Annotated in this window: 12 protein-coding genes; 5 read left to right on the top strand and 7 right to left on the bottom strand. The window is 62.4% G+C overall.

Annotated features, from left to right (window positions below; all coding sequences use genetic code 11):
- Nucleotides 1-41 precede the first annotated feature (41 nt).
- Together CH295_RS18440 and CH295_RS18435 are read left to right on the top strand one after the other, a co-directional pair.
- Nucleotides 42-1,340, top strand: coding sequence for a DUF2786 domain-containing protein (locus CH295_RS18440; RefSeq protein ID WP_094741559.1), 1,299 nt, complete (start codon nucleotides 42-44; stop codon nucleotides 1,338-1,340).
- Nucleotides 1,341-1,360: 20 nt separating this feature from the next.
- Nucleotides 1,361-2,977, top strand: coding sequence for an AMP-binding protein (locus CH295_RS18435; protein WP_094741558.1), 1,617 nt, complete (start codon nucleotides 1,361-1,363; stop codon nucleotides 2,975-2,977).
- Nucleotides 2,978-2,986: 9 nt separating this feature from the next.
- On the opposite strand, the gene CH295_RS18430 is transcribed toward CH295_RS18435, so the two are convergent.
- The 3 genes from CH295_RS18430 to CH295_RS18420 all read right to left on the bottom strand — a co-directional run bounded on the left by CH295_RS18430 (nucleotide 2,987) and on the right by CH295_RS18420 (nucleotide 6,051).
- Nucleotides 2,987-4,582, bottom strand: coding sequence for an ABC-F family ATP-binding cassette domain-containing protein (locus CH295_RS18430; RefSeq protein ID WP_170945964.1), 1,596 nt, complete (start codon nucleotides 4,580-4,582; stop codon nucleotides 2,987-2,989).
- A 93-nt stretch (nucleotides 4,583-4,675) separates the two neighbouring features.
- Nucleotides 4,676-5,377, bottom strand: a complete 702-nt coding sequence (locus CH295_RS18425; RefSeq protein ID WP_094741557.1) for an aminoglycoside 3'-phosphotransferase — start codon at nucleotides 5,375-5,377, stop codon at nucleotides 4,676-4,678.
- A complete protein-coding gene (locus CH295_RS18420; RefSeq protein ID WP_094634881.1) occupies nucleotides 5,374-6,051 on the bottom strand; it encodes a SanA/YdcF family protein in 678 nt (225 codons plus the stop codon). Before CH295_RS18420 ends, CH295_RS18425 begins: the two co-directional genes overlap by 4 nt.
- A gap of 315 nt (nucleotides 6,052-6,366) precedes the next feature.
- On the opposite strand from CH295_RS18420, the gene CH295_RS18415 reads away from it, so the two are divergent.
- Nucleotides 6,367-7,740, top strand: coding sequence for a dicarboxylate/amino acid:cation symporter (locus CH295_RS18415; RefSeq protein WP_037190994.1), 1,374 nt, complete (start codon nucleotides 6,367-6,369; stop codon nucleotides 7,738-7,740).
- Nucleotides 7,741-7,800: 60 nt separating this feature from the next.
- Here the strand turns inward: CH295_RS18415 and CH295_RS18410 are convergent, their stop codons facing one another.
- From CH295_RS18410 to CH295_RS18400, 3 genes are all read right to left on the bottom strand, one after another.
- Complete coding sequence (locus CH295_RS18410) at nucleotides 7,801-8,196, bottom strand: hypothetical protein (RefSeq protein ID WP_094741556.1); 396 nt, start codon at nucleotides 8,194-8,196, stop codon at nucleotides 7,801-7,803.
- 13 nt (nucleotides 8,197-8,209) lie between these two features.
- Complete coding sequence (locus tag CH295_RS18405; RefSeq protein ID WP_094741555.1) at nucleotides 8,210-8,779, bottom strand: DUF3558 domain-containing protein; 570 nt, start codon at nucleotides 8,777-8,779, stop codon at nucleotides 8,210-8,212.
- 63 nt (nucleotides 8,780-8,842) lie between these two features.
- Nucleotides 8,843-9,532: a DUF998 domain-containing protein gene (locus tag CH295_RS18400; RefSeq protein ID WP_252342099.1), complete on the bottom strand. Its 690-nt coding sequence runs from the start codon at nucleotides 9,530-9,532 to the stop codon at nucleotides 8,843-8,845.
- 122 nt (nucleotides 9,533-9,654) lie between these two features.
- On the opposite strand from CH295_RS18400, the gene CH295_RS18395 reads away from it, so the two are divergent.
- The gene (locus tag CH295_RS18395) at nucleotides 9,655-9,981 is read left to right on the top strand and encodes an ArsR/SmtB family transcription factor (protein ID WP_252342098.1); all 327 of its coding nucleotides are present in this window, start codon (nucleotides 9,655-9,657) and stop codon (nucleotides 9,979-9,981) included.
- Between the two features lie 3 nt (nucleotides 9,982-9,984).
- Nucleotides 9,985-10,470, top strand: coding sequence for an SRPBCC family protein (locus CH295_RS18390; protein ID WP_094741554.1), 486 nt, complete (start codon nucleotides 9,985-9,987; stop codon nucleotides 10,468-10,470).
- Between the two features lie 61 nt (nucleotides 10,471-10,531).
- Here CH295_RS18390 and CH295_RS18385 read toward each other — a convergent pair whose 3' ends face one another.
- Complete coding sequence (locus CH295_RS18385; protein ID WP_094634874.1) at nucleotides 10,532-11,551, bottom strand: SMP-30/gluconolactonase/LRE family protein; 1,020 nt, start codon at nucleotides 11,549-11,551, stop codon at nucleotides 10,532-10,534.
- Between the last annotated feature and the right edge of the window lie 37 nt (nucleotides 11,552-11,588).

Below are 11,588 nucleotides of genomic sequence, written 5' to 3'. Positions count from 1 at the left end.
CAGTTCGGTGACCACACCGGGGGACGTGGAGGGGGACGACGATGAGTCGTATCGATTTGGACAGTATTTTCAAGTACTCGCACGCGACACATGTGCGGCAGGATGCCGACCCGAGCGAATTGCTCGACAGCGGAATCGGTTTCGCCCAACTCGGATCAGTCGGGAAAGACAGGGTCCGGCTGGTTGCGGAACGCTTGGCCGCTGTCGACGAGCAACAGAGTCGGCCGGTTCACAATCGCGCAGCGCGAACACTCGACGAGGCTCTCGACACTGCTTTCGAGAATGGTTGGCAGCCGGCCGAACTGGTTCATGTCACACTTCAGTGTGCCGGAGGCGACGGCGCGGCGATCATGGGCGAGGCCATCGGCTCACACGCGGCGCGAAGTTCGGCGGAGCGCCTCGCTCCGGATTCCTGGCGAGATCAGTTGTCCGAGCTGCACGTCGAGTACGCAGGGGGCACGACCGCCGATCGCCTCGAGCGGTGGCGTTCGTACAACCGACGATCGTCGGCGCAGTCCTGGTACACCCTGCTGCTCGTACTCGGTTGTTCGACGTGGCTGTTGCCCCTAGAGAAGCTCCTGCCCCCTCCGGCTCGATGGACCTCACAGTCGGCAGCGACCGGCCCCGGACAAGCCACGGACTCGAAGATGCTCGGCAGAATACGAGGGCTGCTGGCCAAAGCCGAGTCGACGCAATTCCCCGCTGAGGCCGAGGCATTATCGGCCAAGGCCCAGGATCTGATGACCCGCTACGCGATCGACAGTGCGCTTCTCGACGCAGGGAACCCTCGCAGCCTGATCGACGATGTCGTCACCCGTCGCATCATGGTGAGCAATCCGTACTCCAAAGCCAAACTGCTTCTGCTGCACTGCGTATGTCATGCAAATGGTGCCAGGACACTGTGGAAGAAGAAGTACTTGCTCGCCAGCGTCATCGGCATGCCCGTCGATCTCGATCTGTGTGAACTTCTGTATACCTCGCTACTCGTGCAATCGGCGCGCGCGCTCGACGAGGTGGCCGATTCGCCAACGGCGAGGACCCGCAGTTTCCGCAACGCATTCTTGATTGCCTACGCTCACCGTATCGGCGAGCGATTGACCGAGGCACGCGACCGCGCCACTGCGTCCGCGACTCGACAACACGGTTCTGCACTGGTGCCCATCTTGGCGGAACGAACCGACGCCGTGGACCGGGCGTTCGCTGCCCGGCATCCGGCGACGAGAACGATCAGGTTCAGCAGCAACAATGCGGCGGGATCGTATGCCGGCCGTGCCGCCGCCGAACGCGCCGACCTTACCGGTGGGCGCGAACGTATCGACAAATCCGATCTGGCCTCCTAGTGCGCGCTACATTGGCTGACATGACAGGTCTGGATACTCCGCTGACGCCCCTTCGCTTTCTCGAACGCGCAGCGGAGGTCCACCCTCACAAGACCGCCGTGGTGGACGGGCCGAGGACTTTCACCTACGAGCAGTTCGCCCACGACGTCACCCGGCTCGCGCACGCGCTGCGCGCGTCGGGTGTCGGCCACGGAGATCGAGTGGCCTACATCGCGTCCAACACTGCTGAGCTGTTGTTCGCGCACTACGCGGTTCCACTGGCCGGTGCCGTTCTGGTCGCAATCAACACCAGACTGTCGCCCGCCGAGGTTCGCTACATCTGCGATCACTCCGGTTCGGTTCTGCTGGTGGGTGATTCGGACCTGCTGACCGGACTCGGAACAGATCCGATCGCTGATTCGGTCCGTGAGATCGTCGAGACACCCGCCGTCGACGGCAGTTACGCAAAGCTGCCGCACACCACTCGATACGACGCCTTCCTCGAGCGAGGCTCCGACGATTCGCTCGAGTGGGAGGTCGACGACGAGACCTCGACCATCACGATCAACTACACCTCGGGCACCACCGGTCGACCCAAGGGCGTGATGTACACCCACCGCGGCGCCTACCTCAATTCGCTCGGAGAACTGCACCACCAGGGATTCGGCATCGATACTCGCTATCTGTGGACGCTGCCGATGTTCCACTGCAACGGATGGTGCACCACCTGGGCGGTCACGGCCGCGTCGGGCACGCATGTCTGTCTTCGCGGCGTCCGCGGCGATGCGATCTGGTCGGCCATCGACGATGGCGTCGACCACCTCGCCGGTGCACCGACGGTGCTGACCACTCTTGCCACTGCAGCGCAGGCACATTCGCTGGATCGACCCCTGACCATCGTCACGGCCGGAGCTCCCCCGAGCCCGACGATCATCGGCAAGATTCGCGCACTGGGGGCAACGCTCGTGCACGTGTACGGACTCACCGAGACCTACGGCCCGTACTCGGTGTGCGAGGCGAAGCAGGAATGGCTCGAACTGGACGGCGACGAGCAGGCCCGACGCCTGGCTCGGCAGGGAGTCGGCATGCTCACGGCCGATCGCTTGCGCGTGGTACGCGAGAAGTCCGGCCCGGGTGGAGCACTGATCGACGTCGAACCCGACGGCGTCGAAATGGGTGAGATCGTCATGCGCGGCAACAACGTCATGAAGGGGTACTACGACGACGCCGCCGGTACGACACAGGCCTTCGCGGGCGGCTGGTTCCATTCCGGAGACCTCGGGGTCATGCATCCCGACGGCTATGTCCAACTACTGGATCGCGCCAAGGATGTCGTCATTTCCGGCGGCGAGAACATCTCGACGATCGAGGTCGAACAGGCACTTGCCAGCCATCCAGCAGTCGCCGATGTGGCGGTGATCGGGGTGCCGGACGACAAGTGGGGCGAGCGACCGAAGGCATTCGTGGTGCTGGTGCCGGGCGCGGAAGCGTCGGAGGCAGACCTCGTAGCGCACGTGAAATCTGCCATCGCCTCCTACAAGGCCCCGCGTGCCGTCGAGTTCATCGTCGAGTTGCCGAAGACATCCACCGGCAAGATCAGGAAGAAGGAGCTGCGCGACGCCGAGTGGGGCACATCCACGTCGAAGATCAACGGGTAGCCCACGGCGTCAGGCCATCTGGACGCCGGCGATTTCGGTGACCCCGCCCTTGCCGTCGAACGACAGCTGCCGAAAGGCCACCTTCTCCACGAAGAACCTGTCGTGGCTCACCAGAATCACCGCACCGGGAAACGCCATCAGGGCACGCTCGAGAACCTGGGTGCTCTGCAGGTCGAGGTGGTTGGTGGGCTCGTCGAGCACGATCACGCCTGCGCCGAACAGCAGACACTGCGCCAGAGCAACTCGTGCCTTCTGTCCTCCTGACAGAACGCCGATCTTCGATTTGAGATCCATCTCGGAGAACTGCAGCAGTGTCAGGAACCGATGGACTTCCTTCTTGGTCGCCGTCAGTGCGAGGCTGCCCGGCATCGCGTTGACCGAATGCGACACGGTGTCATCGAGATCGAGATCGGCCAGCACCTGGTTGTAGTAGATGAACGACGGTGCCTTGGTCTTCCACTTGATCTTGCCGCTGTCCGGTTGCTCGGCACCGACCAGGATGTCGACGAGGGTTGTCTTGCCGCATCCGTTCGGTCCGGTGATGGCGATGCGGTCACCGCGATGCACGGTGAACGAGATGTTCTCGAAGAGTCGTTGCTCGCCATAGCTTTTGGAGATTCCGGTGATCTCGGCCAGGTTGTCGTGCACGTGCAGTCCGCCGTAGATCGCGGTGACCACCGTGTCGACCGGACGCGGACTCTTGCTCTTCTTGATGTTCGCGAGCCGACGCTTGAGCACCCCGCTGGGATTCTTCACTGCTTCCTTGCGATCGCTGATCGCTTCTTGCTCGTAGGCCAGCAGCTGTTGTTCGTTGCTGAACTCACGTTCGAGGTTCTTGAGTCGAAACTGCTTCTGCTGAACGTATTCCGAGTAGCTACCGTCGTACGTCTGCAGGTGATGGTTCTCGATTTCGACGATGCTGGTGACGACCTGCTCGAGGAATGCGCGGTCGTGCGAGACAACGAGAAGCGCACCGCGGAAATCTCGTAGCCAACGTTCGAGCCACGCGATTCCGGCAACATCGAGGAAGTTCGTCGGCTCGTCGAGGAGCAGGACGTCCGGGGCCTCGATGAGGATTTTGGCCAACGCTGCGCGGTTGCGCCAACCACCGGACAGTCGATCGACGGGGAGCTCACGTCGTTCGGCGTTGAACCCGAGCATCGACAGCACAGTGTCGATCTGTTGGTGATAGGTCCAGCCGCCACTGTTCTCCATGGCGTCGAGTAGCTCGGCTTGGCGATCGACGAGCTTGTACATCTGCTTCTCGTCCAGGTCGCCCCCGAGTGCGGCTTCGACCTCGGCCAATTCGACCTCGACCGCGTGGACAGCGACGAAGAGAGATTCGAGCTCCGCTTGGATGCTGCGATCGCCGTCGAGTTCCGAGAACTGCGAGAAGTACCCGATTCGTGCGCCCTCGGTGACATCGACCGTTCCCGTATCGGGAGTCTCACGTCCGAGAAGAAGCTGAAGCAGGGTGGTCTTGCCCGTGCCGTTGCGTCCGATCAGACCGATGCGATCACCGTCGGCGAGACGAAAGAACACCTCGCGCAACATCACCTTCTGGTCGTAGCCCTTGGCAACGTCGTTCAAGCGGATCCAGCTCAAGTGTTCACTTCTCCTGAAAACACGGGTCCGCAGAGTCGTCGAACCGGGCCAGCTCACTGTAGCCGGGCTGGGGCGGCGACTCCGAGCCACAGATCAGGTCGACTCCCACAACCACAGGTAGTAGTCCAGACGCTCACGGTCGAGGTCGATGCCGTGCGCGTCCAAGAATGCCTCGCAATAGTCGCGGCCGTAGTTGTATTCGGTGCTCCAGATCGCTGGTGCCAGGTCTGCCCACCGATCGGCGACGCCCATCGTGCCCATATCGACGTGAGCTGCCCAGGATCCCTCATCGGCGATCAGGGTGTTCGGCATGCAGGCGTCGCCATGGCACACGACGAGCCTGTCGATCGACGGCGATTCGACTGGCAACTCGCGATCGCCGACCCGTGAGACCACCGACCAATCGAACGGGCACTGCCCGACGGGGACGGAATCGTGGAATGCCCGAAGGCCGGTTGCCGCCGCTCGAACTGCGACAGCCGGATCGGCCATCCAGCGATCCGCCACCGCGTTCTCCCAGGGCAGAGCAGCGGTCACCAACCACGAACCCGAATCGTCCGAACCGACCGCGAGGACCTTCGGCACCGGGCTGTACCGAATCGCCCACTTCAGACGTCGTGCCTCCTCCTCCAGATCTATCGAGGTTTCGGCCGGCGTCCATTTGACGTACCGCGCCTCGCCGAGACGAAACGTCAACCCGCCCAATTCATTCGACCACACCGGCTCGACGTCTTCGGGTCCCGCCAACTCTCGCACCACGGTCGGGATCAGGACGTCACCATCGGGCACACTCATCGGTTCGTGATGTTCGCGAGAGAATCGACGGGCGGCGACACCACCACGGGATCGCGACCCGACCACAGATCCAGCACCGCCTTGGGTCGCGCCAGCAACTCTCGCGCGTAGTTGCGCACTACCGCAAGGGTATTGCAGTCGACGCACTCCGCCGTGACTCCGTCGACGTCGAGGTCCATGTCCTCACACAACGCAACTGCTCGCGACACATGGAGGGGTTGGCTGATGATCAGTCCTCGTTCGACCCCGAAGGTCTCCTTCGCCCGCGCGCAGGTGTCGTAGGTATCGATGCCGTGATCGTCTCCGATGATCACGGCAGGATCGATTCCGTGCTCGATCAGGTAATCGGTCATCGCTTGAATCTCGTTGCCGGAGTTGCCGTCTGCGTCACCGGACACCAGAATCGCCTTGATCTTTCCCGCCGCCATCAACGCGATCGCAGTGTCGAGACGTCCGGAGAGAAACCGCATGGGCTTGCCGTCGCGCACCTGTGCACCGAGAACGATGGCCACGGGCGCGTCCGGTGCATCGTCGACGTCGTACACCTTCCCCGCCGTCGCGTATGCCACCCAACCGGCCGAGCCCAGAACGACGGCAACCAGGGCGGCGACCACCGCACAGACGGCACGAACGAGTCGTCCGGCCATTGCTCGGGGCTTCGATTCGGTACTCATGATCTCGTTTCGTCGACGACAAGAACCTCAAACTAACCCACGAAGGTGGAGTCGGATCGACGCCGCAGCGGACCCATACCGATTCCACAGTGAACCCTCATAGCCGCCCTGCTCTGCTGCACGGTTCCACGGCGGAGTAGCGTTCGGTCAGTGAATCCGCTGCTGACCTCTCGACGGTATGTCGACTTGCGTCTGCAAGCCAGCGCTACCTGTTGACGGTTCTTTAGACCGCATCCCCTCCGCTCGGCCGATCGGCCGGCGAGTATTTCTGTCGTCCATCCCTGGCGACACCTCTCCATTTCGAAAGGCATATCCATGTCTGCGCCCAGCGCTACCCGAACGCGCCGTGTCCCTACCTGGGCAACCGCTTTCGGTCCACAAATCGTTGCCGGACTCGTCCTCGGAGTCGTATTCGGACTCATCGCGCGATCCATGCCCGACGCCGCCGACGGCAACGACAACTGGTTGGTCGGCACCCTGTCGACCATCGGTTCGAGCTACGTCAAACTTCTCACCGTCGCGGTGATCCCGCTGGTGTTCACGGCGATCGTCAGTTCCATCGCCAACCTGCGCGAGGTCACGAATGCTGCCCGTCTGGCGATCCAGACCCTGTGGTGGTTCGCCATCACGGCATTCATCGCCGTCATCATCGGCATCGTGATCGGGTTGGTGGCTCAGCCCGGCTCCCGTACCAGCGCAGGTGCCGATTCGGCGGGCGATCCGTCGAGCGTCGGGTCGTGGTGGTCGTTCCTCACCGGACTGGTACCGAACAACTTCTTGGCACTCGGCGCGAAAACCACGGTCGCCGAGAGCGGTACCGCAACCACCTCACTGAGCTTCAACATCTTGCAGTTGCTGGTCATTGCCGCTGCCATCGGCATCGCTGCGCTCAAGGTCGGCAAGAAGGCCGAACCGTTCCTCGCGTTCAACGCGTCGCTGTTGGCCATCGTTCAGAAGGTGTTGTGGTGGATCATTCGCCTGGCACCGATCGGCACCGCCGCACTCATCGGCAACGCGGTGGCGACCTACGGCTGGGACGCGATCGGCTCGCTCGGCGTGTTCACGGTGTCGATCTATGTCGGTCTGGCCGTGGTGTTCTTCGTGGTGTACCCGGTGATCGTTCGCGCCCATGGACTTTCGGTGCGCAACTTCTATTCGGGAGTGTGGCCTGCCACCCAGCTGGGCTTCGTCTCGCGTTCGTCGATCGGAACCCTGCCCCTCACCGAGCGCGTCACCGAACGCAACCTCGGAGTCCCTCGCGAGTACGCGTCGTTCGCGGTACCCCTCGGGGCGACGACCAAGATGGATGGTTGCGCGGCAATCTATCCCGCGATCGCGGCACTCTTCGTGGCTCAGTTCTACGGCATCGATCTCACCATCACCGACTACCTGCTGATCATCGTGGTGTCCGTGATCGGTTCTGCCGCAACGGCAGGAACAACGGGTGCGACGGTGATGCTGACCCTCACGCTGTCCACCCTCGGATTGCCGTTGGCCGGCGTCGGTCTGCTGCTTGCGGTGGAGCCCATCGTCGACATGGGTCGCACCGCAGTCAATGTCACCGGTCAGGCATTGGTGCCGACCATCGTCGCCAAGCGCGAAGGAATCCTCGACCTCGAGCGCTACAACGCTCCGCGGAACGGCGACCCCTTCGTCGACGAGGAAGCGGAAGTGGAACTGGCTCGCTAGCAGCGTGTTTCGAACGATCGATCCCGACGACCGAGCAACTGGGTCGTCGGGATCTGTCGTCTATTTCGGCGGGGACAGCTCCTCTACGGTGACCGCAGTCGCGGTATCCGTCGCCTCGACACTGGCGAAATAGTGTCGAAAGAACTCCCGCATCGTCTTGATGATCTCGATCTGCTGCTTGATCGCAAAGCTCGCGGAGCCTTCTTCACCGATAGCGAGACGGTGGAATTTCGCGCCCAGCATCTGAGCTGAGGGCAGCTCACCGAACCCTTCGGGCGACGACAGTCCGACAGTCATCTCGAACATTTTGTCCAGTTCTTCGAGATAGTCTGAGAACGCTCTATCGCAGGCCACCGCCACATCTGCTTCGACGTGAAGTTCGCCAGCGTTGGCCTGATCGCGCAACGATCGCCAATACGTGAGGTTGTCGGCTAGACCTGAAGTCGTGTCTGTCACTGCAGAGTGCCTTTCATTTCGGCAAGTACGACTGAAGGTCCTCGGCATGCTTGGCGACTTCGATGCAGGGGTCGCCCAGCAAGTCCTTCGAGCCAATTTTGTGGAGGATGAGAATGATCAGATTGCCGCCTGCGTCGAACGCGATGCTGCAACCCTCCGGTGGCACACCGTCCCCAGGGATGTTGTGCTGCACGGCCGCGCGAGGGCCTATTTGGACTGGAACCTGCCCTACGTTCTGCGGACTGCTCAAGTACTGATCGAGCGAATTGATCGATGACTGGACGAGGAAGAAGTACCACGGGTTATCGGACGGCCCATCCCATGCACAGTTCTTCCAGCCGGGATACGTCGTGATTCCCGCGAAGTCCGGTCGCTCGGTGCTGACGTCCAACCCACTTGCAGTCACTGCAGATTTGGGGATGGTACAGGGGTCGAATGGCTCCGGGCCGGCTGTCACCGTCGTCGATTCCAGCGAGGAGGCTTCTCCGGCGGCGGGTGTTCCCTGCGTCGAGTTCGCACAACCCGTCAGCACCAGCGCCGAAGCACAGACCGCCGCGAAGCGACGCCCAACCACTACCCGCATTCGTTCGCCCTCTCGACTCGACGTCACTGAGAGGTTGGACGCGACGCGAGCGCGATCGGTTCCCTATACGGGCTGCGAGGCCTTGATCTCCTGAGACTCGAGCGAGGCGACACTCCTACGTTCTGCTGCCCACACCCACAGAGCGAGTGAAATCAGCGCGACCACTTCGGCGACGACGAGCACCCGCTCCACGTACCCGAGTGTGACGACGCGATACCAAGGACGCGAGCCGGTTACTCCCACAGCCAACGCGTACACGATGGGCATCAGCGTCACGACCGACAGCATGCTCAGGCCCAGCGTGATTCGTGCGCGAACCGCCCACACGCCGTCGCGAATCCACGGGCGAGAGAACGCAAAGACGGCTATCGGGATGCTGACGAACGCCACCGCTGCCCCGAGCCGGTGAATTGTTCCTCCGAGGCTCAGCGACGCGTCGTTCGACCAATCCTGCTTCGGCACAGCAACGACGGCGACCAGTCCGACGGTCCAGAGCATCAGGCAGATCGAGGCGACAGAAGCAGGCCGGGTCAGGCGATGCCGAATCGCAGACGCAAGCGTGAGCGCCGAACCGAATGCGAGCAGAAGCACGCCGATGGTGAACACCCACTGCTGCGCGCCGAGTCCGTACTCGCTGATCGTTCGTCGCAGATGGGAGGGCGTCTGCCATGCGGTGTGCAGATCGAGAACCAGCACCACGAGTGCGCCCACAACGATCGACAGCGCGCCGATCATGGCCGATCGAATCTGCACCCTGGCACTCCTCTCGGACGACGTCGTTCGCCTTCCGCACTCCATATTGCCTGAAAGACCGATTTGTCCCTTGACGGAAGACCGAGCGACCAATAACGTACAACCAAATGGTTGTAGATGAGATGAGTGACGCCGAGGTCGATCGCCTGTTCCAGGCCTTCGCCGACAAGACGCGGCGCGACATCGTCGCGAAGGTCACTGTCGGTGAACAGTCGGTATCGGAGTTGGCGGCTCACTACGCCATGAGTTTCGCCGCTGTGCAGAAGCACGTCGCCGTTCTCGAACGCGCTGACGTGATCACCAAACACAAGCGTGGCAGGGAGCAGATCGTGCGAGTTCGGCTGGAGACCATCGCACACGCTCGCGCCCTGCTCGATACCTACGAGGAGATCTGGCGACAACGCGTCGACCGGATCGACGACCTTCTGTCCGAGGACCGGAAAGGCTGAATCATGCCGTTCATCAGCTCACACAAGGATGCAGAGAACCTGACCATGACCGTGGTCGCGGAGTTCGACGCGAACGTCGAACGGGTGTGGCAGATCTGGGAGAACCCGCGCCAACTCGAACAGTGGTGGGGTCCGCCCACATGGCCTGCGACGTTCGTGTCCCACGACTTCGTTGCCGGCGGCAGAGCGTCGTACTACATGTCGGGGCCGGACGGCGAAAAGGCCGCCGGATGGTGGCTTTTCACCGAGATTTCCGCACCGACCACGCTGTCCTTCGACGACGGGTTCGCCGACGACTCGGGCAATCCGTCGTCGACGATGCCCGTCACCCACGCCACCGTGACTCTCGAAGACGTCGGCGGCGCAACGCGAATGACCATCCGTTCGCGTTTCGACAGCCTCAGCCAGCTCGAAGAACTCGTGGCGATGGGCATGGACGAGGGCATGGCGTCGGCAATCGGCCAGATCGACGCCATCGTTGCCGACTGATCGTCGTGCATGGAACTTCGACCACTGCTACGAACTTCCGCGCACACGCGGCGCAGCCGCTCTACTCCGGAACAGAGCTGACAGTGAACGGCTCGACGGGTTCTCCCCCGCGCTTGTCGAACTGACTGTTCACCACGAGCAATCGATCATCTACTGCTGCAACGGTTGTGGGGTAGGCGAACGATGCGTCGGTGATCTCACCCGTGACCGATCCGCTGCGGCCGTCGTCATTCAGGTCGACCTTGGAGATCAACCCGTCACGATTACGGACGACGTACAACGTGTCGTCGTCCATCTCCATCCCGTCGCCGTTCGTGAGCGTTGCTCCGCCGAGGTCGACCTGCGTGACCTCCTTGGAAGTCTTGTCGATGCGATACAGGTTGCCGGTACTGGACTGCACGACGATCAAGGCAGATTCGTCGTCGTTCTCGACGATGCCGTTGGCGTTGAATCCCTCTCCGTACGCGAACGGTGTGCCGTCGAAGCTCACGAATGTCTCCAACGGAGCGTCCTGCGTCCCGGCCGTCATCTGCTCGACGGGAATGCGGAACAACGCCGGGCTACGCGAGTCCGTGACGTAGGCATCGCCGTTGTCGGCAATCGCGACGTCGTTGAGGAAGGTCGCGTCGGCACCGAGCCCGTTGGTGAACGTAGCAACCAGATCACCGGAGTCGGCGTCGTACACCCACACCTTGCCGGTGGCCCCACCGGCGATCACCAGATAGTCGGGGCGATCGTCGTCGTCGGTCACGTCGATTCCGGCGGCACCGGTGCGTCCGTCGGCACCGCCGGGCAAGAACACAGAGACATCCGGGGATCCGACGGTTCCGCGGAACACCGCGCCGTCGGATGTCGACGTCACATAGAAGGTGTCGTCCGCGGCGGTGATGCCCTCGGGGAACACTCCGGTTCCGGGTAGGTCGTAGACCGTTGCAGAGCTCGAACTCGCTGATGTCGAGGCCGGCGCGGACGAATTGCTCGTGGTGGTGGGTGCTGGATCGGCCGAGTCCGAGGACCCGCAGGCACTGAGCAGCAGTGTGGTGGCGGCAACAGCAGGGACTATCCGGGAGACTCGGTTCACACTCCCGAGTGTTCCATATGTCTCAATTTCCGGGCAT

Source organism: Rhodococcus sp. 14-2483-1-2 (assembly GCF_002259405.1).
Classification (GTDB): Bacteria; Actinomycetota; Actinomycetes; order Mycobacteriales; family Mycobacteriaceae; genus Rhodococcoides.
The sequence above is the reverse complement of the archived record's forward strand: the minus strand, read 5'-3'. Positions and strand labels throughout refer to the sequence as shown.

Bases quoted from the DNA above. Each gene is read 5' to 3' on its own strand.
- CH295_RS18440 (WP_094741559.1), top strand. From the start codon at position 42: ATGAGTCGTATCGATTTGGACAGTATTTTCAAGTACTCGCACGCGACA.
- CH295_RS18435 (WP_094741558.1), top strand. From the start codon at position 1,361: ATGACAGGTCTGGATACTCCGCTGACGCCCCTTCGCTTTCTCGAACGC.
- CH295_RS18420 (WP_094634881.1), bottom strand. From the start codon at position 6,051: ATGAGTACCGAATCGAAGCCCCGAGCAATGGCCGGACGACTCGTTCGT.
- CH295_RS18395 (WP_252342098.1), top strand. From the start codon at position 9,655: ATGAGTGACGCCGAGGTCGATCGCCTGTTCCAGGCCTTCGCCGACAAG.
- CH295_RS18390 (WP_094741554.1), top strand. From the start codon at position 9,985: ATGCCGTTCATCAGCTCACACAAGGATGCAGAGAACCTGACCATGACC.
- CH295_RS18405 (WP_094741555.1), bottom strand. From the start codon at position 8,779: ATGCGGGTAGTGGTTGGGCGTCGCTTCGCGGCGGTCTGTGCTTCGGCG.
- CH295_RS18425 (WP_094741557.1), bottom strand. From the start codon at position 5,377: ATGAGTGTGCCCGATGGTGACGTCCTGATCCCGACCGTGGTGCGAGAG.
- CH295_RS18415 (WP_037190994.1), top strand. From the start codon at position 6,367: ATGTCTGCGCCCAGCGCTACCCGAACGCGCCGTGTCCCTACCTGGGCA.